The 19,039-nt window shown below is 58.7% G+C and carries 17 protein-coding genes; 3 read left to right on the forward strand and 14 right to left on the reverse strand.

Annotated elements, in window-relative coordinates:
* Positions 1-335 precede the first annotated feature (335 nt).
* Together HZB23_01685 and HZB23_01690 are read left to right on the forward strand one after the other, a co-directional pair.
* Positions 336-1,154 (forward strand): universal stress protein, encoded by an 819-nt coding sequence (locus tag HZB23_01685; protein MBI5843362.1) that lies wholly within the window; start codon positions 336-338, stop codon positions 1,152-1,154.
* A complete protein-coding gene (locus HZB23_01690; GenBank protein MBI5843363.1) occupies positions 1,154-1,963 on the forward strand; it encodes a DUF3108 domain-containing protein in 810 nt (269 codons plus the stop codon). Before HZB23_01685 ends, HZB23_01690 begins: the two co-directional genes overlap by 1 nt.
* A gap of 262 nt (positions 1,964-2,225) precedes the next feature.
* On the opposite strand, the gene HZB23_01695 is transcribed toward HZB23_01690, so the two are convergent.
* From HZB23_01695 to HZB23_01755, 13 genes are all read right to left on the reverse strand, one after another.
* On the reverse strand, positions 2,226-3,158 hold the full coding sequence (locus HZB23_01695; GenBank protein ID MBI5843364.1) for a DnaJ domain-containing protein: 933 nt from the start codon (positions 3,156-3,158) through the stop codon (positions 2,226-2,228).
* Positions 3,159-3,430: 272 nt separating this feature from the next.
* Positions 3,431-4,312, reverse strand: a complete 882-nt coding sequence (gene sucD / locus HZB23_01700) for a succinate--CoA ligase subunit alpha (GenBank protein MBI5843365.1) — start codon at positions 4,310-4,312, stop codon at positions 3,431-3,433.
* A gap of 3 nt (positions 4,313-4,315) precedes the next feature.
* The gene (gene sucC / locus HZB23_01705) at positions 4,316-5,476 is read right to left on the reverse strand and encodes an ADP-forming succinate--CoA ligase subunit beta (GenBank protein MBI5843366.1); all 1,161 of its coding nucleotides are present in this window, start codon (positions 5,474-5,476) and stop codon (positions 4,316-4,318) included.
* Positions 5,477-5,710: 234 nt separating this feature from the next.
* Positions 5,711-7,789, reverse strand: a complete 2,079-nt coding sequence (locus HZB23_01710) for a pyruvate carboxylase subunit B (GenBank protein MBI5843367.1) — start codon at positions 7,787-7,789, stop codon at positions 5,711-5,713.
* A 132-nt stretch (positions 7,790-7,921) separates the two neighbouring features.
* The gene (locus tag HZB23_01715) at positions 7,922-8,146 is read right to left on the reverse strand and encodes a hypothetical protein (protein MBI5843368.1); all 225 of its coding nucleotides are present in this window, start codon (positions 8,144-8,146) and stop codon (positions 7,922-7,924) included.
* Between the two features lie 10 nt (positions 8,147-8,156).
* The gene (locus HZB23_01720; protein ID MBI5843369.1) at positions 8,157-9,710 is read right to left on the reverse strand and encodes a methylmalonyl-CoA carboxyltransferase; all 1,554 of its coding nucleotides are present in this window, start codon (positions 9,708-9,710) and stop codon (positions 8,157-8,159) included.
* A 182-nt stretch (positions 9,711-9,892) separates the two neighbouring features.
* Complete coding sequence (gene mce, locus HZB23_01725; protein MBI5843370.1) at positions 9,893-10,303, reverse strand: methylmalonyl-CoA epimerase; 411 nt, start codon at positions 10,301-10,303, stop codon at positions 9,893-9,895.
* Positions 10,304-10,699: 396 nt separating this feature from the next.
* Positions 10,700-11,527, reverse strand: coding sequence for a hypothetical protein (locus tag HZB23_01730; protein MBI5843371.1), 828 nt, complete (start codon positions 11,525-11,527; stop codon positions 10,700-10,702).
* Between the two features lie 285 nt (positions 11,528-11,812).
* Positions 11,813-13,237, reverse strand: a complete 1,425-nt coding sequence (locus HZB23_01735) for a GGDEF domain-containing protein (GenBank protein ID MBI5843372.1) — start codon at positions 13,235-13,237, stop codon at positions 11,813-11,815.
* A gap of 141 nt (positions 13,238-13,378) precedes the next feature.
* Positions 13,379-13,627 carry a hypothetical protein gene (locus tag HZB23_01740; protein MBI5843373.1) on the reverse strand — a complete coding sequence of 83 codons (249 nt, stop codon included), beginning with the start codon at positions 13,625-13,627 and terminating at the stop codon, positions 13,379-13,381.
* A 217-nt stretch (positions 13,628-13,844) separates the two neighbouring features.
* Positions 13,845-14,987, reverse strand: a complete 1,143-nt coding sequence (locus tag HZB23_01745; GenBank protein ID MBI5843374.1) for a radical SAM protein — start codon at positions 14,985-14,987, stop codon at positions 13,845-13,847.
* 202 nt (positions 14,988-15,189) lie between these two features.
* Positions 15,190-17,097 carry a selenocysteine-specific translation elongation factor gene (gene selB / locus HZB23_01750; protein ID MBI5843375.1) on the reverse strand — a complete coding sequence of 636 codons (1,908 nt, stop codon included), beginning with the start codon at positions 17,095-17,097 and terminating at the stop codon, positions 15,190-15,192.
* Between the two features lie 26 nt (positions 17,098-17,123).
* On the reverse strand, positions 17,124-17,630 hold the full coding sequence (locus tag HZB23_01755; GenBank protein ID MBI5843376.1) for a cyclic nucleotide-binding domain-containing protein: 507 nt from the start codon (positions 17,628-17,630) through the stop codon (positions 17,124-17,126).
* Here HZB23_01755 and HZB23_01760 point away from each other — a divergent pair.
* Positions 17,629-17,835: a hypothetical protein gene (locus HZB23_01760; protein MBI5843377.1), complete on the forward strand. Its 207-nt coding sequence runs from the start codon at positions 17,629-17,631 to the stop codon at positions 17,833-17,835. The two genes, HZB23_01755 and HZB23_01760, sit on opposite strands and share 2 nt — an antisense overlap.
* 29 nt (positions 17,836-17,864) lie before the next feature.
* On the opposite strand, the gene HZB23_01765 is transcribed toward HZB23_01760, so the two are convergent.
* Complete coding sequence (locus tag HZB23_01765; protein ID MBI5843378.1) at positions 17,865-18,932, reverse strand: alkane 1-monooxygenase; 1,068 nt, start codon at positions 18,930-18,932, stop codon at positions 17,865-17,867.
* Positions 18,933-19,039: the final 107 nt, after the last annotated feature.

The raw sequence follows: 19,039 nt of genomic DNA on the forward strand, positions 1-19,039 counted from the left end.
CTCAATATTTTGAGAAAACTATCTCAAAGAGAGACAATAATATGAATTATTATGAAGTGATAATGTCGGCACCGATACCAATAATATCCAAAACGATCCATTTTGGCTCTTTTTCCCTGAAGGGGCGCATGACCACGCCATGCAGGCTAACAAGGGCCGGGGCAGGCTCTTCCGAGAAGCCCCCCCTCGCCCTCTGTCCAAAAATTTTTTTTGAGGATGCCAGGCGGGATTGCCAATTTCACGTGGAAGAATTATATGGATTGGTGTAATATTTTCAGCTCGTATCACAGAAAAATGTCATTAACCGACACCTGGACCACAACGGGGACATAACCGTGAGCCACGAAAAAAGAATCAGCCCACGAATCCCGTGCGGCCTGGAATGCACGGTGAAGGGCGTTCCGGGTGATATCGAGGTGGTGAACATAAGCGAAGGCGGCGTTTTTCTTGGTGGAAAAAACCTGGAAGCATTGCCGCTTGGGAAAAAAATCGAACTTCTTCTGCATCTCCCGCTGGAAAAGGAGCCCTTCGCCATCAAGGCCCGCGTGGTTCGGAAAGCCGCTTACGGCGTCGGCGCGGTTTTCGAGGAGTCCCCCCAGAGGCGCGAGCAGGGCCGCCACGTTTATAATGTTCTTCGCCACACCCTGCCGGTAAGCGCCCAAACCCCTGCCAAGGCCACAGGGGAGCGTCGCGCAAGCTCCCTGCTCCGTACTCACAAGGGCAGGTCAACCGCCCTTATCCTCGCCAGCCTCAAATTCACCGCCGCCGGAGTCGCCGCAGCCAGGGCAGCCGTTGAAATGGCCCGTGACACGGGGGCATCCGTCGTGATATTCCACGCCTTGGACGGCCACCTGGAAGGAGCGCCGGTGTCGGACCCCCGCCGCCGGTCGGCAGCCGACGAGGCGCATAAGCGTTTCGAGACTCTTGTAAGGCCGCGCCTGCCGGATTTCGAGCGCCTGGAGTTCCACTGCGAGCCGGGCTATCCCGCAGACGCCATCTGCCAGGCAGCCACCGCCTTTGGCGCCGACATGGTGGTGATAGGCTGCCACAGGGGAAAAAACATGCTCAACCTGGACAGGGTGGATATTGTTGGCATGGCGGTCTTTGAAAAATCGCCATGCAAGGTTATGCTGGTTCCATATAAGGAGGATTGATGAAGCAGTTATCCGGGCCGACCATGAAAAAATCTCACGTTTTCGCCATGTTTTTGGCCCTGGCCGTTCTCGCTTTCTTCGCACTCTGGCCCCTGAACCCGGCGCCCGCCGCGCAGACAGACATAAGCGCCTTCAAACCCGGTGAAAAACTTATAATGAAGCTTTACTGGGAGTTCGTCCCGGCTGGCGAGGCGACCCTGACGGTTCTTCCCGACACCGTTATAAAGGGCGAGCCCGCCCGGCATTTCATGCTCACCATAAAAACCAACAATTTCGCCGACACCTTCTACAAGGTGCGCGACCGGGTGGACGCCTACACCGATCTTGCCATGACCCGGTCCCTGCGCTACGTGAAAAGCCAGCACGAGGGAAGCTCCCACCACGAGGTGACGGTGGATTTTGACTGGAAGAACAACAAGGCCCTCTTCACCGAGGATGGCCGCGCGGAAAAACCCACCGGCATAAGCCCCGGCACCTTCGACCCGCTTTCCTTCTTCTACCGACTGCGCCTCATGAGCCTTGCGGCAGGCAGCAGCGTGACGCTTCCCATAACCGACGGGAAAAAACACGTTGAGGCCATAGGCAGGGTTCTTAAAACCGAACAGATGGAAGTAATCGGCAAAAAGCGTAAGGTGGCCCTTTTCGAGCCGGAGTTGAAGCATGTTGGCGGGGTGTTCAAGCAAAGCCCCAATGCAAAACTTCACATCTGGTTTTCGGACGACGACAAAAAAATACCCGTGCGCATCAAAAGCGGCGTTGTGGTGGGGAATTTTACGGCAAGGCTCATAGAAGCCCGCAACGTCTGGTAACGCGGGCTGGTCAAAAACGCGATCCGCTGTGTTGAGTGTCAAAGCCAACTCCGCCACGTACCTTTGGTACGCTTGCTCGTTGGCTTTTCGCTCGCCTTGCGGCTCATCGTTTTTGACCAGCCCGCGCGCCGTGCTTTAAAAAGGCCGTCCGATGGATTCAATAAAAAGGGGAAGCGCTTCCGGGAGACGGAGACGCTTCCCCTTTTTAAGAGAAATGCGGGCGGCTCGTCTGACGCCGCAGTTCGCGTTTTTATTCAGGCTGCTACAGGCCGGTTTCGGCGAGCTTCTTGACCAGTTCCGCCTGGTCGGGGGAGAGTTTTTTGGGAACCGTCACCAGGATTTTCACGTAAAGGTCCCCGCGCTTTTTTGTCTGCATGTCGTAAAGACCCAGGCCCGCCATTCTCATTTTTGTCTGATGCCGGGTTCCTGGCGGAACTTTCAGGCTGTTCCGGGTTCCGTCCACAGTAGGGACTTCAACCGACGTTCCCAGAACCGAATCCGTAAGTTTGATTTCGCGGTCAACGTGAAGATCAAGGCCCTCCACCTTGAAAATCGGATCGTCCAGAAGTTTGCTCTGGATGAAAAGGTCCCCCGCAGGGCCTCCCGATTCCCCCGGCTCGCCCTTGCCCGAAAGCCTGAGCTTGCGCCCTGAAACCATTCCGGCGGGAATCTTCACCGTCATCTTTTCCTGGCGGCCCTTGTGGGTGAAGCTGATGGTCTTTTCCGCGCCGTGGACCACCTCGTTTAGCGTGAGTGGAAGCTCATAAACCAGGTCCGTGCCCTTTTGGGGGAAATGCGTCCCGCCCATGCCGCCGAAGGCCCCGCCGAAAGGGTCGCCGCCGCCGCCCGTGCGGAATGAGAACTTGCGCCCGCCGCCGCCGAAGGCCCCACCCCCACCGCCGAAGCCGAAACTGCGGAGTATTTCGTCCAGGTTGGAGCCGCCGAAAATGTCCTCCTGGCTGTAGCGCTCTCGGAAACCCTCGCTTCCGAAAGTGTCGTACTGCTGGCGCTTTTCCTTGTCCGAAAGCACCGCGTAGGCCTCGCTGATCTCCTTGAACCGCTCCTCGGCGCTCTTGTCGCCCTTGGCGTGGTCCGGGTGATATTTCATGGCGAGCTTCCGGTACGCCTTCTTTATCGCCGACTCGTCAGCGTCCTTGGCCACGCCAAGCACCTTGTAATAATCTTTTGAAGCCATAGGTTCCGCCGTTTTCACCATTATATTTAACGCAGCAAAGGCCCTCTTTTTATGCGGCAGGATCACCCGCCGCTCCCAGGGCCTTTAAGGGGTTGATTCAATAATAAGAAAGAGGCGGTCGGGTGTCAAGGAAAGCCGGAGCGGCAAAAAATCCGGCGAGAGAATTTTTTGGGGATTCCGCACCAATCGCGGCTCTTGGGGAAAAAAAGGCGGGCCGGTCCTTTTCCGTCGAAACAGGGCCAACCCGCCTTTACATGCATCACCGTTCTTTTTCAGATTATCTTAGCAAAAACCTCTTTGGCCAGCACTCCCAGGCCGCCAAGGTTTTCGCACACCGATATGCCCGCTTCCTTCATTGCCGCGATTTTCGCCGTGGCCGTGCCGGACGAGCCGGAAATTATGGCTCCGGCGTGCCCCATGCGACGCCCCGGAGGAGCGGTGAGACCCGCGATGAAGCCTATCACGGGCTTTTTGACCTTGGCCTTCACAAAGGCCGCCGCGTCCTCCTCGGCGCTTCCGCCGATCTCGCCCACCATCACTATTCCGCGCGTTTCAGGGTCATTATTGAAGGCTTCCAGGCAGTCGATGAAATTGGTGCCGTTCACAGGATCGCCGCCTATGCCGATGCAGGTGGTCTGGCCGATTCCCTGCTGCGTAAGCTGGTGCACCACTTCATAGGTTAAGGTGCCGGAGCGGGAAACCACGCCGATTGGGCCGCCCGGCTTGTGGATGACGCCCGGCATGATGCCCACCTTGCACTCGCCCGGGGTGATGATTCCGGGGCAGTTGGGGCCGATGAGGCGCGTGCTGCTGCGGGCCAGGTAATTTTTCACCCGCATCATGTCCAGAACCGGGATGCCCTCGGTTATGGCCACCACCAGGGGAATGCCTGCGTCTATTGCTTCGAGTATTGCGTCCGCCGCAAAGGGGGGCGGAACAAAGATCATGGCACAGTCCGCTCCCGTGGCTTTTTTCGCGGAGGCCACGGTGTTGAAGACCGGGATTCCGTCCACGTCCTGCCCGCCCTTGCCGGGGGTGACGCCTGCAACCACATTGGTTCCGTAGGCCTTGCAGGCCAGGGTGTGGAACTGGCCTTCCTTGCCGGTGATTCCCTGAACAACGACCCTCGTATTAGTGTTAACGAATATGCTCATGGATCACCTCACCATCTGGGCGACTTTTTGGGCCGCATCCGCCAAATCCGTTGCTCCGGTAAGCGCGAGGCCGCTTTCGGCCAGAATGCGCCGCCCCTCCTCCACGTTGGTGCCCTCCATGCGCACAACGACGGGCAACATGAGGCCGACTTTTTTCGCCGCCTCAACGACCCCCGTCGCAAGGATGTCGCAGCGGAGTATCCCGCCGAAGATGTTGATGAGAATGCCCTTCACGTTGGGGTCGGACAGAATGATGCGAAAGCCGTTTTCCACCATTTCGGCGTTGGCTCCGCCCCCCACGTCCAGGAAGTTGGCTGGCTCGGCCCCTGCCTGCTTTATGATGTCCATTGTGGCCATGGCAAGGCCCGCGCCGTTCACCATGTTGCCCACATTGCCGTCCATCTTGATGTAGTTCAGGTTGAACCTGGATGCCTCGACTTCAAGGGCGTCTTCTTCGGCAAGGTCCCTAAGCTCGGCCAGTTCCTTGTGCCGGTAAAGGGCGGAATCGTCGAAGTTCACCTTGGCGTCAAGGGCTATGACGGAATCGGACTTGGTGAGAACCAGCGGGTTGATTTCCAGAAGCGAGCAGTCGTAGCCCAAAAAGAGCTTGTACAGGCCCTGGACAAGGCCCGTGAAGGGCTTCATGGCCCCTGCTGGAATGTTCAGGCCGTAGGCAAGCTCCCTTATATGAAAGCCCGAAAGGCCAAGGAGCGGGTCAACCGGAACCTTGATGATCTTTTCGGGCGTTGTGGCCGCCACTTCCTCTATGTCCATGCCCCCCGCCTCGCTTGCCATCAGGACGATCTTTGCCGTGGCGCGGTCGGGAACAATGGAAAAATAAAGCTCCTTGGCGATATCGAGGCCCTCTTCCACCAGGAGTTTCTGGACCAGCTTCCCTTCAGGGCCGGTCTGGTGGGTGACGAGCGTCATGCCAAGAATCTGCCCCGCGATTTCCTTGGTCTCGCCAAGGCTCTTGGCCAGCTTCACGCCTCCGCCCTTGCCGCGCCCGCCCGCGTGAATCTGGGCCTTTATCACGACGGGATAGGCCCCAAGCTCGCCTGCGGCCTCCATGGCCTCATCAACGCTAAAAGCCGCCCTTCCCCTTGGAACCGGAATGGCGAACTTCCGAAAAAGCTCTTTTGCCTGGTACTCGTGGATTTTCATGCACTTCTCCTTCCAGGCGAATCGAAAACGCGAGCTACCGTGTCACGCTTTCCATCCGCATGGCGATGATCCTGCATTTATCGAGGTTTTTGACATTATTGCTGCTACGCCCTGGCCGATCACAAGCGATGAAATGCAAGGAACGCGAGCGGCGCGGGAAGGAATAGTACTTGCCGTACATGACGACCCGCGCCGTGATGCGTGACACAGCAGTTCGCGCTTGTGGACGGCCGACTATCCTATGACGCAAAGGACCGCGCCCTTGGCCACATTCTCTCCGGACTGGAAGTTGATGGCCACAATCTTTCCGGCGCACGGCGCTTCCAGGCTGTTCTGCATCTTCATGGCCTCCAGGATCATGACGGCCTCGCCCGCCGTAACTGCGTCGCCCACGTTCTTGGACCAGGAAACCACCATGCCCGGCATGGGGGATGGAAGGGGCGTTCCCGCCACGTTTGAGGCCGGGGCGGGTGCGGCGGCTGGCGCAGGCGCTGCCGTTGCGGGCTTGGGAGCAGGGGCCGGAGCAGGTGACACCTTCGATTGCGCCCTGGTGACGGGCGCGGGCTTAAGGCCTCCCGTGGCCAGCCTGGGGCCAGCGGATTTTGCTGCGGGAGCCGGAGCCGTTACGGGGGGCTGGGTAACGCCGGTGACAAGGGGGCCGCCACCCTGGTCCTCCACTTCTACCTCGAAGTACTCGCCGTCCACGAACACGTTGAAACTCCGCGCGTTTTCGCCCTTGGCCGGGGCCTCCTTCACGGTCTTTTCCACCAGAAGCCCGGCCTTGGCCTTGCGGAGAAGCTCGGCCTCGGCCTTCACCTCTTCCATGGTGCGGGGCTTGACGTCTGCTGGCACTTCCTCCTTGCCGTATTTCCAGTTGAGGAAGCGCTTGCCCGTGACCGGGTACATGGCGTAGAGCACCACGTCGTCGATGTCTTTGGCCAGGCCCTTGGTGTCCTCCTTGGCCTTGGGAAGCTCCGGGGGCAGAACCTGGGCGGGCCGCACGGTGATGGGGGTCTCGGCGGGAACGCCCTCGCGCATGTAGCCTTTAAGGGCCTTTTTCTGGACTTCCGGGTCGATGGGCACCGCAGTCTTGCCGTAAAGGCCGTAGCACAGGTCTTTCACCTGGCTCGTGATCATCTTGTAGCGCTCGCCCGGCGTGTCGTTCAAGACGTTCATCACCGTCTGCACGCCCACGATCTGGCTTGTGGGGGTGACAAGGGGAATCTGTCCCAGTTCCTTGCGCACCCTGGGAAGCTCGGCGTAAACTTCGTCTATGCGGTCCAGGGCGTCCATATCGCGTAACTGGTTCACGAGGTTCGAGAGCATTCCGCCCGGAGTCTGGTGCAGAAGCACGTTGATGTCGATTATGCTCATCTTGGTGTCGTCAAGAAGATGCTTGTACTTTGGCATGACCTCTTTTTCGAAGACCTCGTCGATCTGGGCCAGAAGTTTGATGTCAAAGCCGGTGTCGCGGTTGGTGCCAAGAAGGCTCATCACCAAAGGCTCGATGGCCGGGTGGCTGGTGCGGAAGGCGTAGGGGGCCATGACAGTGTCCAAAATGTCGACGCCCGCCTCGATTGCCTTCAACTGGCTCATCTGGGCCATGCCGGATGTGAAGTGGCTGTGAAGATGAATGGGGGCCTTGCAGTTCTTTTTCAGCGCCTTGATGATGGCGTAGGCGTCGTAGGGGGAAATGAGGCCCGCCATGTCCTTAAGGCAGATGGAATCCGCGCCCATTGCTTCAAGATCTTTGGCCTTGTTGACGTAATAATCAAGGTTGTACACCTCGCCGCCCAGCCGGGGCGCTGTTAAGGTGTAGCAAATGCAGCCCTGGAAGTGCTTGCCGCAGCGCTTGATGGCCGGAACCACGGTCTCGAAGTTGCGGTAGTCGTTTAAGGCGTCGAAGGTGCGGAAGATGTCCATGCCGTTTTCCGCCGCGCGCTCCACGAAGATGTCGGCGAGGTCGTCGGCGTAGTTGCGGTACCCAACAAGGTTCTGGCCGCGCAGAAGCATGGAGAACGGCGTTTTCTTGATGTATTTTTTGAGGGTGCGGATGCGCTCCCAGGGGTCTTCGTTCAAAAAGCGGTGCATGGTGTCGAAGGTGGCCCCGCCCCAGGTCTCCAAGGCCCAGAAACCCACCTCGTCCATCATCTCGGCCACCGGGATCATGTCCTCGGTGCGGCCACGGGTTGCGAAAAGGCTCTGGTGCCCGTCTCTTAAGGACAAGTCCTCGATCTTGACGGGATTCTTGGCCTTGGGCCGGTCCTTGCCGTAGTTGACTTCAGTCAGTTCGATAAAATTGTGCTCACTCATCATTCTCTCCTGTGCGGCCGTCGGAAAACGCGACCTGCTGTGTCGTGCTGCGCCGCGTGGCTTGCACTCCTTGCATCTCGTTTTCCATCCGCCTTACGTGTTTTAAGCCGTTAACAAAGACTGTGGTATCCGTTATTTCAGGCCGCGTACGGCTCGCATCTGGAACATGTTGCGCCACTGCATGGCCATCTGGCGGCCTGAGATGGCGTAAAGGCTCGGCGGCGGCATGGGCGGGGCCATTACAAAGGCCGGGGCTGCGTCTTGCGCCTGCCCGCCCGCCTGGGCTATCGCGGCCTGTTCGACCTTCAAGTACTCCATCACCCCGGCAACGGCTGCGGCGATTTTTTTCTTGTCCATTTCCGCCTCCTTAGACAGGGATGTTGCCGTGTTTCTTGGGTGGGCGCAGTTCCCGCTTGCCACTGAAGGCTTCCAGGGCCGCTATCAGCCGGGGCCTTGTCTCGCTGGGCCTTATCACTGCGTCAATGTAGCCCCTGGCCGCCGCCTTGTACGGGTTGGAGAAAAGCTCCTCGTACTCGGCGATCTTTTCCTTGCGCTTGGCGACCTGATCCTCAGCCGCCGAAATTTCCTTGGCGTGGATAATGTTGGCGGCCCCGGCGGCTCCCATGACGGCTATTTCGGCGGTGGGCCAAGCCATGGCGTAGTCCGCCCCAAGGTCCTTGGAGCACATGGCGAGATACGATCCGCCGTAATCCTTCCTGGTGATGAGCAGGAGCTTGGGAACCGTGGCTTCCGAGTAGCACCACAGAAGTTTCGCCCCGTGGCGGATGATGCCCCCCCATTCCTGGTCGCTTCCGGGAAGATAACCGGGGACATCTGCAATGGTGAGCATGGGGATGTTGAAGGCGTCGCAGAAACGGATGAACCGTGTGGCCTTGTCGGAAGCGTTGATGTCCAGGCTTCCGCCCATCACGCCCGGCTGGTTGGCGATTATGCCCAAGACCCTGCCGTTAAGGCGCGAAAAGCCCACTATGATGTTTTTGGCGAAATAAAGGTGCGGCTCGAAAAACACGCCGTCGTCAACAATGGAGCGTATGACCGCCTTCATGTCGTAGGGGACCGAGGGGTTGTCAGGTATTATGGAATCAAGGGCCGGGTCACAGCGCTCCGCCGAGTCGGCGGGAGGAACGTAGGGAGGGTCTTCCATGTTGTTGGACGGCAAAAAGGCCAGAAGCGCCCGAATTTGCGCTATGGCGTCGGAGTCGTCCTCGCAGGCGAACTGGGCCACGCCGCTTTTGGCGTTGTGGGTCATGGCCCCGCCAAGCTCCTCGAAGCTGATCTCCTCGCCGGTCACGGCCTTGATTACGTTGGGTCCGGTGATGAACATGTAGCTGGTGTTTTTCACCATGAAAATCCAGTCGGTCATGGCGGGGGAATAAACCGCGCCGCCCGCCGTGGGCCCCATGATGGCCGAAATCTGGGGGATAACGCCGCTTGCCACGGAATTTCTGTAAAATATCTGTCCGTAACCCGAAAGGGCGTCAACCCCTTCCTGGATGCGCGCGCCGCCGGAATCGTTTAAGCCCACCAGGGGTGCGCCCGCCTTTAGGGCCATGTCCTGGACCTTGACGATTTTTTTGGCGTGCATCTCGCCAAGGCTTCCGGCACGGGCGGTGAAATCCTGGGAATAGGCGAAGACCGGGCGTCCGTCCACAAGGCCGTGGCCGGTGATGACGCCGTCAGCCGGGATGTCCACCTTTTCCATGCCGAAGTTGGTTGAGCGGTGGGTGACGAAAAGGTCAAGCTCCCTGAAGGTCCCCTTGTCGAACAAAAGGTCCAGGCGCTCGCGGGCCGAGAGCTTGCCGCCCTCGTGCTGCTTGTCAACGGCCTTTTTGCCGCCCATCTCCATGATTTTGGCCTCGCGCGCGGCCAAGTCCTTGATTTTGTCTTCGACTATTCCCATGTGGTTTCCTTTCACCTCAGGCCAACCACAAGAGCGATATGCTGTGTCAGGCGTCGCAACGCGGGTCGGTCACGTACGAAAAGTACAGTACCTCCCCGCGTTGCTCGCCTTCCTTGCATCTCATCTCTTGTGATCGGCCTGATTAATATTCCGGCAAAATTGATATCCGGGTTTTAATGCTGTCATTTTTCCTGGCGTTCGCACAACTCGACAAGGACGCCCGCAGTGGCCTTGGGGTGCAGGAAGGCGATTTTGGCCCCGCCCGCGCCGATTCGGGGGGTCTGATCGATCAGGGCCACGCCCTTTTCCTTAAGTTCCGCAAGGGCCTCTTCTATGTTTTCCACCCGGAAGGCCACGTGCTGAATGCCCTCGCCGCGCTTTTCGATGAACTTGGCGACAGGGCCTTCAGGCGAGGTGGACTCCAGAAGCTCAACCTCGCTTGCGCCAACCGGGAAAAAGGCCGTGGTCACCTTCTGGGCCTCCACGGTCTCGGCCCCCTCGAAAGAAAGGCCAAGAATGTCTTCCCAGAACTTGCGCCCGGAGTCAATGGAGTTTACCGCAATTCCCAGGTGGTCGATTTTAAGAATTTTCATGGAAGCTCTCCTTTTTCAATTCAAGCGGTTTCAAAAGTAAGATGAAGGACTTGGCTGCCTCCATCGATTTTTTCCAGCACCTTGTTCCAGCAAATGATGTAGAAATGTATAAGCGCAAAAATTCGCGCGTGTCAATAGGAGCTTATCGCTTGACCGAAGGGTCTTGACGAGGGAAAGGCGGGAGTCGGCGGAAGGCAAAAAAAACGCCCTGTTACGGGCGTGGAAAAAAGAGCGCGCAAAAAAACGCTACATAATCATGTGATCCGCCCAGGGCGATCACAAGCGATGAGCCGCAAGGCGCACGTTTTCGGGCGGGGAGGCCGCGTACTAAAATTGCGCAACGAGCCGGACGAAAGCGTGCAACACAGCGGATCGCGCTTGTGGACGCCCTGGTGGTCAATTCGTTGATTCGGGCGGCGGCACCAAGGCCGGGGGCGGCGCGTCCTTTTCCGGGGTGTAGGAAATCTCCATGGCCGGGTTGATCGCCTGGGTCTTGAATTCAAGCTCCACGCGGAGTTTCTGAATCTCGGTGTGGGCGTCGATGTTCTTTTTCGCAAGCAGAAAGCGCAGGTAGACCAGCCAGACCACGAATCCGAAAAGAACGGCGAAGCCGCCAAGAAAGACCCACTTGAAGTCGATTATGAACTGTACGCTGGTTTTTCCCAGGAAAAGGAAAAAATTGGGGACCGCGTAAAGAAGAAACACCACCACAAAGACCAGCGCGCCAAGAATATAGACGTTTTGTTTCGAGATGCTCTTTAAAAACGAGTCCATGGGCGATAAGCCAATGGGATTGTTGCCCGCCAGCGGATCGCCCCTTTCGGGCGGCGGGGCGTGGACCCTGTCGCCGTAGAGCAGGTGGGCGAAGGCTTTTATGATGAAGGAGACCAGAAAGACAACGCCGATGGGGATTCCCACCGCCGCGAAGAACCAGGCGCGAAAGGGAAAGGGGACGTTTTTGGAGTCAAGGCGGGTCTGGTATTTTTCGAGCGGGCCGAAGTTCTTCTCGAAATACTGGCGGTCAAAGGCCGAAAGGGCCGTTCCGCTTGTTTCGTAAACCACCTGACCCTCCTGGTCCATGACCTGGAGAGTGGATTTGTGTCCGCTTTTCATGACCGCAATGGCCATGATCTGGATTTCGATGAGGACGAAGCCCACCAGAATGAGCATGGCGGCTGTGGAATGCCTTCGGATGACTTCTGCGATGTTTTCTATGGCTGCCATGATGTACCCGATGATCCGTGAAAACAGGGCGTACCCCGCTTGGGGGCGCACCCTGAATTTTTGTTTTTGGTCAAATTTGCTGCGGCGGCGGACAGATAGAGGGTGAAGGGCAGCGAGGACCGCGCCGGACCGGATTTAGCCTGTGACGATTTTTACCGGCTGTCTTGGGTTTTGCAGGCAAATCGCCCCGTTCCAACATTTTCATTTACAGCCCAAGCCCGGTTCCGTCAAGTTAAAGTTGGAACGGTGAAAGCCGGAGCATCCGCAATCCATCCCGGACCCGGATCATCCGGCGCTTCCGGCTAATGCCACCCGGTTGCGGCCAAGCTCCTTGGCCCGGTACAGGGCTTCGTCCGCCTGGCTTATGGTGCGGGAATAGTCGGGGTGCCCGTCGTGAAGGGCCACGCCGATGCTCACCGTCACCCTTATCGAGCGGCCTTCGCCAAGGTTCACGGAAGCCTCCTCTATCCGCCTTCGCAATTTTTCGGCGGCGTTTCGGGCTGCAGGCGCATCCACCCCCAAAAGCACCACGAGGAATTCCTCCCCGCCGTACCTGAACACCGAATCCCCCATACGAACCGAGTCAATGAGGATTTCGGAAATCTTCTCCAGCACCGTGTCACCCCGGTCATGCCCGTAGGTGTCGTTCACGTTTTTGAAGTGGTCGATGTCCAGGATGGCCACCGCGAAGCGTTCGCCGCCTTCCATGCTCACCCTCACCGCGTTTCGCATGATTATGGGCAGGTACTTGCGGTTGTAGACCTGTGTGAGCTGGTCCCGGCCCGCCTCGGCCTCCAGGAGCACGGACACGAAGGACGAGAGCAGAAAGGACACGTGGATGGCGATTTCGTTCATGCGGGAGACGATGGTGTCCATGGTCAGGTCCTGGCCGCCTGCAGAAAGGGCCGCAGCCGCCCTGCGGGCCAGGTAGCTCATCTCCTCTATGTTGCCCTTCAAAACAGCCACGTCGTCTTTTTGATCCGGGAAAAGCATGTCCGCCTTGTAGCGCACCCAGAGGCCGAAATCCGTCTGCTCCGGCAGGATGATGTCGGAAAGGCCCTTGGCGTTTTTGAAATAAATCTGCGAAAAAAAACCCCTTATCCAGTCGAACACAGAGGCCTTTATCCTCTCGCAGTCAAGGGCCGTGTAGCGGCTGGTGGCCTGCTGGCGAAAGGCCAGAACCGTCTGCTCGGTATTGAGGCTCTCCACCACGTAGCTTAGGTTGATGAAAAAAACCGCAAGTTCGAGCATCCGGTCGGTGAGCCTCATGGTGTCGACGAGCGTACGGGAATCATTGGAAAAGGCTTTTTCGAGAACGGAAAAAACATGCCCCTTCAATATGGCCGCCCCACGCTTGACCAGGGCGATGGGCACGCTGATGCGGGAATGGACCTGACCCACGCGGGTCTGTTGCAGAAGATAGGCCCGCAGGGCCTTATCGTCCCGGACCTGAAAAAGCGCCCTCACCCACTCCTCCATGCTGTGGCCAAGGCGGCTTGAGACCATCTCGTGGTCCAAAAAGGCGCGGGCGGCGGGAAGGGCGAGCATTTCCCGGTAAAAGGCAAGGGCGATTTTCTTCGCCTCCGGTTCGACGGCTTTCGCTATCAGGCGGACAAGGCGGGGATCGAAACCCGCAGTACCTTCGGTCATCATGTCCACGGCCTCGTTGAATGAGGCCATGTCGCGTTCGCGGTAGTGTTCCTCTTCCATTATTTCCCTTACCAGCCTGCCTAAAAACGCGAACTTAAGTGTCAGAGGAAAGCTTTGCGGGTCGTCATGTACGAAAAGTACTATTCCTCCCCGCCCCGCTCGCCAACCTTAGCATTTCATCGCCATAATCATGATTGATATTCAGGCTTTGTATTCAGCCATTTTTACGGACTGTTCTCCTACAAGTTCCGGTACTGCGCCGGTCCAGCCGCAATTCAGGCAGAAAACCGCCTCTTTGTCCGCATCTGACAAAAGGGCCGGGTCAAGGTCCTGTGGGACCACGGATCCATCCGCCGCCACCCTTATTATCACAAGCCCGTGGGCCGTGGTTCGGAGACAGAAAACATCCAGCCCGCAGTTGGGGCATCTCAGCCGGTATTCGTTTTCCATGAATTCCTTGCAAGGCCCCCAAAAACGCTGCCAGCCAGCCGGAGTAATCGCCCAGCCGAAAAAACCTTCCCTGCAAAACCACCGTTTCTTCCAGGCCGATCACAAACGATGAAATGCAAGGAAGGTGAGCGGCGCGGGAAGGAATAGTACTTTTCGTACATGACGCTCCCGCGCCGCGAAACCTGACACTTAAGTTCGCGTTTGTGGACGGCCTGGATCAGGCCGGATCGTATGAACATAGAGGCTCTTCGGCCAGATAATCGCCGGTCTTCTCATAGGCCCTGGCCCGGCAGCCGCCGCAAACGGCCTTATACTCACATCTGCCGCATTTGCCCTTCAGGTTGTCGTAGTCCCGGAGTTTCAGGAAAATCTCGGATTCCCGCCACACCCGGTCAAAGGGAGTTTTGGTGACGTCTCCGCAGTTCAAGTCCAGGAAACCGCAGGGCTGGACGATTCCGGTATGCGATACGAAGCAGAAGCCGGTGCCGCCCAGGCAGCCCCGCGTTACGGCGTCCAGGCCGTGGGACGCGAAGGTTACGCTCTTGCCTTCCGCCCTGGCCCTCTGGCGGATGATCCGGTAATAATGGGGGGCGCAGGTGGCCTTTAACTGCATGGGGACCCCGGCCTGCCGGGCCGCGAACCAGTTTAAGGTCTCCTCGTACTGGTCGGCGCTTATGGCCTGGTCCAGGATGTATTTTCCGCGCCCGGTGGGAACCAGAAGGAAGACGTGATGGGCCGCCGCGCCAAGCTTCACCGCCATTTCCTGCACGGCTTCCACGTCCGCAAGGTTCTGTTGGGTGACCGTGGTGTTGATCTGGAAGGCCAGCCCGGCTTCCTTCGCGTTCCTTATTCCGTTCAGGGCCGCCTGGAAGGCTCCGGGCACCCCACGGAATTTGTCATGGATTTCCGGGCCCGCGCCGTCCAGGCTTATGCTTATGCGCTGGATTCCGCAGGATACCAGCCGTTTTGCCACGTCCTCCGTAAGCAGGGTGCCGTTGGGGGCCATGACCATGCGAAGGCCGAGGCCCGTTCCGTGGGAGGCGAGATCGTAAATATCGGGCCGCAGAAGCGGCTCCCCGCCCGTGAGAATGACTATGGGCTGGAAGGCTTCGGGCGGACCTTCGCCCTCGCCTGCCCTGCCCGGATGTCCTGCAGGAGGTCCGCCGGGATGCCCCGAAGCCCTTCCCGGTTCCGGCCTGGCGGCCCTTGCAATTTCCTCCAGAAGCTTCGCGCCCGCTCCAGTGGAAAGCTCGCCCTCATAGGGTCCCTGTGTGGCCGCCGCCCGGCAGTGAACGCAGGAGAGGTTGCAGTTCCGGGTGGTTTCCCAGGCCACGAGCCTCAAGGTTCCGTCTGTTTTCATGCTTTTAGTTTATCCTCAACCTTTTTTGCCGGGCCACCCACATCACGGCAGGCCATCAATATCCCATTTGTAACCTGCAAAAGCCCGACTAAAAACGATGAAATGCAAGGAGAGCGAGAAGCCAATGAGCAAGCGTACCACAGGTACGTGGCGGAATTGGCTTTGACGCTCGACACAGCAGTTCGCGTTTTTAGACGGGCGCTTACCCTGACCTTAACCTCCTGACATCGCCGACTCTCAGGGTCACCTTGGCCGAGTCGAACCATTCCAGGAGCGGAATGGCGTATTTACGCGACGCGTTGGTCATCTCCTTGAACTGCACCGGGGTCAGTTCCCCCTGGGCCTTTAAATGCGCAACCAGCCGGATTTTCAGATCATCCAGGGCGGCCCTCGTGAAATAAAGGTCCTCCTTCACCTTCACCAGGGCGTTTTCCTGGACCATGTGGGCCAGAATCCCCCTGGCGGTTTTCTCCGAAACCCCAAGGCCGTCCGTGAGCTCCTTGAAATAAGGCGGGGTGAGCCCGCCCTTTTCGTAGGCGTCTCGTATCTTCTTTTCAGCCGCCGCCTCGTCTTCCGCAAGGAAAACCGTGTACCCGGCAAGGCGCAGAAGGTCCTGGTCCGCCTCGATTTTTTTCGAGCCGGAAAGGCTTGCGATAAGGAGATGAAAGGTCTTGGGGCCGATGCGGTCGTCGAGCCTCGATTTCAGTTCCTCCTTGGGCATTCCGGTTTTGAGGGGGTTGGCGGCGTGGTAGGCCGAAAGGGCCGAAAGGGCGAGTTCCTCCAGGCGGGCCAGGGTTTCGGCGTGGATGAAGACCCGCGCCTCCTTGTCCACCACCACCAGGGCCTTTTTGGAGAGGAGCTTTTCAACGGAGTCCTTGAGTTTTTTTCCGGCGAAGTTGGTGGCCACGGCAAGCTCGGCCTGGCTGATGCCCCCGAAATCCGACAGGCGCACGCAAAGTTCCGCAAGCGCTTCGCCTTCGGCCTCTGAAAGCTCGATGAGGCTTTCGGTGGTTCCGGGGCGGCCCCGCTTGCGCTTGGCCGGAAAGGGGTGCAGCACCCTGCCGCCGCCTATGGTGTGAACCGGAGAATAGGAGCGGATGACGAAGCGGTCGTCCCGTATGAGGGCCACGGGCTCGTCCAGCCTCATCTGGGCCGGGGCCTCCTGGCCCGGCAGAAGCTCGTCACAGCCGAAAAGCACCACCTTGCCCATTATCTCGCTGGAACCGGTGTGGAAGCGCACGCGGGCGCGGCTTTTGAGGGGACGGGCGGTTTTTAACAGGGAGAGCCACACGTCCACCATGCGGCTGTTCTTGAGGGTGTCGGGGGCCGCCACCACGTCGCCGCGCTTTACCGCAGCCTTGTCCAGGCCCTGGAAATTGACCGCCGTGCGCATTCCGGCAAAAGATTCGGTCACGGAATCGTTGTGAACCTGCAGGCCCCTCACCTTGGAGCGCACTCCGGATGGGTACAGGGTCACCATGTCGCCCACCGCCGCGTGGCCGGAGGCCAGGGTCCCGGTGACCACCGTTCCGAAGCCGTGCATGGTGAAAACGCGGTCCACGGGAAGCCGGAAAATATTCGCCCCTGCGGCTTCGGCGACGTCCTTCACGATGTCGTCCAGAACCGCCTTCAACTCGTCAAGGCCTGCGCCCGTGACCGACGACACGGGAACCAGGGGGGCGTCTTCAAGAAAGGTGCCGACAAGGGCTGTGCGGATGTCGTCCGACACCATTTCCAGCCATTCCTCCTCCACCATGTCGCACTTGGTGAGGACCACCAGCCCCTTTTTCACGGCCAGAAGGGAGCAGATGTCCAGGTGCTCGCGGGTCTGGGGCATCACGCCCTCGTCCGCCGCGATCACAAGGGCCACCACGTCTATGCCCGTGGCTCCGGCCACCATGTTCTTCACGAATTTTTCATGGCCGGGCACGTCCACTATGCCGATGCGCTGGCCGGAGGGAAGGGCGAGGTGCGCGAAGCCAAGTTCTATGGTTATGCCGCGCGCCTTCTCCTCGGCCAGCCTGTCGCAGTCTATGCCCGTGAGCGCCCGCACAAGGCTTGTCTTGCCGTGGTCGATGTGGCCTGCGGTTCCCAGTACTATTCTTTTCATGCGCCTTCTTTTTTTCGGGCCGCCGGTCAGCACACCGGAAGCATGGTCTCGGCCAGTTGGGAGGAGGTTTTGCGCAAATTCGACGAAAGAAGGCGGGAGATGCCCTTCATGAGCTTGATGCCGATCATGGGGTCTTTTTTGATGAGGCCCTCGAAGGCCTGCCTTGTAAGGGCCACCATGCGGGTGTCGGCAAGGGCAACCACGGTGGCCGAACGGGGGGCTTCGTCGATCAGGGCCATCTCGCCGATGGAGTGGCCGGGCGAAAGCGTGGTGATGACCGCCCGCCTGTCCGAGTCGCCCGCCTTCTTGGAGACCTCCAAAAGCCCCTCTGCCACGAAGCAGACGTAATCCCCTCGCTCGCCCTCAAGAAACACAACGTCGCCCTGCATGACGTCCACCATGTTCATGAACCCGGCGACTTCGGAAAGCTCCTCATCCGAAAGGGCCGCAAAAATCGGGATGCCGGAAAGGCTGTCCATGACGGACCTGGAAAGCTCAGCCCTGTAGGATTCAAACGGATCGGGCCTGTTCATGGCGCTTCCTTTCCAAAAAGATAAATGGCCGTTCAGCGTGCGCCTCATCCTTGCCCTGCAACGCAAACCGGCCGTACTCTCCTGTAATCCCATGAAACAAGCTGGGTGTGAAGCCTTCCTGAAAACGATGAAGCGCAAGGAAGAGGAAAGCGGGCGGGGAGGCCGTGTACTTTTCGTACATAACGACCCGCCCGCTTTCCTCTGACACGGCGATTCGCGTTTTCAGGAAGGCGCTCACTCAGGCATGTTGTTGGCCGCCCTATGTAGCCTCACTCTCCCGTCCATGTATTTGCGCCACACGGGCGGAATCACCGCCAAGAGTATCATACCCGCATAGCCCGTGGGAAGCTGCGGGCTTTCCTCGTAGTGCCGCAGAATCTGGTACCTGCGGTTGGGCTTGAAATGATGGTCCGAATGGCGCTCCAGGTTGAAGAGAAAATAATTGGTGAACCAGTTGGACGAGTTCCAGGAATGTATGGGCTTCACCGTCTCGAAGGAGCCGTCCGGGAGCGTCTTTCTTTTCATTCCGTAATGCTCGATGTAGTTCACCACCTCAAGAAGCCAGATGGCCACGGCGGCCTGCAAAACAAAATACGCCAGTCCCGCCGCTCCGAAGACCGCGCCGGTGAACACCAGAACGGCCAGCTCTATCAGAAGATAGCGGATGACCCTGTTTTCGAACCCGTAAGCGGGAAGACCCTTGCGGGCAAGACGCGCCGCCTCCATGTTCCACGCGTCCCGGAAACCGCCCGAAACCGTGCGGGGCAAAAACTTCCAGAAATTCTCGCCGAAACGGGCCGTGGCCGGGTCATCGAAGGTGGCCACGTTTTTGTGGTGGGCCATCACGTGCTCGATGGCCCAGTGCATGTAAAGAACCGTGGCCAGCATGGCCTTTCCCAGCCTGTGCTCGATTCCGTCCTTCTCGTGGATGCGGTGGGTGAGCTCGTGGGCCACGTTGATGCCTATTATGCCGGATGACGAGCCCATTGAAAAGATGAATCCCACCCTTTCGAGAAAAGTCCAGTCTCCGTGGGTGAAGGCCCAGGCCCCGCCCGCCACCATCAGAATCTGGGTTGCGCCGCAGGCCAGCACGATGTTTTTGTAAATCGGCGCGGCCAGAAGCTCCGCTTCCTCTTCGGGCGTGGGGTTTTTCGTGTTGCTGCCGAAGGCGAGGTCCAGAACCGGCACAAGGCCGAAGACCAGGACCGGGGTTAGAAAGTTCCAGGCCCCGCCGAGCACGGCGCCCAGTATCACCGATACGGGCACGAAGAAAACCACTAAATATCCCATGGGCTTGGTCATGAAAAACTATCCCTTTTCGGTTATGGGCGAAAATCTCAAGAGCGGCCAGCCTGTTTTTCCTTTGAAACCGCCCGAATATTCCGCAGTGTGAAGTGTTTGGAGAGCTT

The sequence above is a fragment of the Deltaproteobacteria bacterium genome (assembly GCA_016235345.1).
Taxonomy (GTDB): Bacteria; Desulfobacterota; Desulfobacteria; order Desulfobacterales; family Desulfatibacillaceae; genus JACRLG01.

What these genes read in the sequence shown, in the direction of transcription:
- HZB23_01690 (MBI5843363.1), top strand. Translation starts at nt 1,154, where the DNA reads ATGAAGCAGTTATCCGGGCCGACCATGAAAAAATCTCACGTTTTCGCC.
- HZB23_01695 (MBI5843364.1), bottom strand. Translation starts at nt 3,158, where the DNA reads ATGGCTTCAAAAGATTATTACAAGGTGCTTGGCGTGGCCAAGGACGCT.
- sucD (MBI5843365.1), bottom strand. Translation starts at nt 4,312, where the DNA reads ATGAGCATATTCGTTAACACTAATACGAGGGTCGTTGTTCAGGGAATC.
- sucC (MBI5843366.1), bottom strand. Translation starts at nt 5,476, where the DNA reads ATGAAAATCCACGAGTACCAGGCAAAAGAGCTTTTTCGGAAGTTCGCC.
- HZB23_01710 (MBI5843367.1), bottom strand. Translation starts at nt 7,789, where the DNA reads ATGAGTGAGCACAATTTTATCGAACTGACTGAAGTCAACTACGGCAAG.
- HZB23_01715 (MBI5843368.1), bottom strand. Translation starts at nt 8,146, where the DNA reads ATGGACAAGAAAAAAATCGCCGCAGCCGTTGCCGGGGTGATGGAGTAC.
- HZB23_01720 (MBI5843369.1), bottom strand. Translation starts at nt 9,710, where the DNA reads ATGGGAATAGTCGAAGACAAAATCAAGGACTTGGCCGCGCGCGAGGCC.
- mce (MBI5843370.1), bottom strand. Translation starts at nt 10,303, where the DNA reads ATGAAAATTCTTAAAATCGACCACCTGGGAATTGCGGTAAACTCCATT.
- HZB23_01730 (MBI5843371.1), bottom strand. Translation starts at nt 11,527, where the DNA reads ATGGCAGCCATAGAAAACATCGCAGAAGTCATCCGAAGGCATTCCACA.
- HZB23_01735 (MBI5843372.1), bottom strand. Translation starts at nt 13,237, where the DNA reads ATGGAAGAGGAACACTACCGCGAACGCGACATGGCCTCATTCAACGAG.
- HZB23_01740 (MBI5843373.1), bottom strand. Translation starts at nt 13,627, where the DNA reads ATGGAAAACGAATACCGGCTGAGATGCCCCAACTGCGGGCTGGATGTT.
- HZB23_01745 (MBI5843374.1), bottom strand. Translation starts at nt 14,987, where the DNA reads ATGAAAACAGACGGAACCTTGAGGCTCGTGGCCTGGGAAACCACCCGG.
- selB (MBI5843375.1), bottom strand. Translation starts at nt 17,097, where the DNA reads ATGAAAAGAATAGTACTGGGAACCGCAGGCCACATCGACCACGGCAAG.
- HZB23_01760 (MBI5843377.1), top strand. Translation starts at nt 17,629, where the DNA reads ATGGCGCTTCCTTTCCAAAAAGATAAATGGCCGTTCAGCGTGCGCCTC.
- HZB23_01755 (MBI5843376.1), bottom strand. Translation starts at nt 17,630, where the DNA reads ATGAACAGGCCCGATCCGTTTGAATCCTACAGGGCTGAGCTTTCCAGG.
- HZB23_01765 (MBI5843378.1), bottom strand. Translation starts at nt 18,932, where the DNA reads ATGACCAAGCCCATGGGATATTTAGTGGTTTTCTTCGTGCCCGTATCG.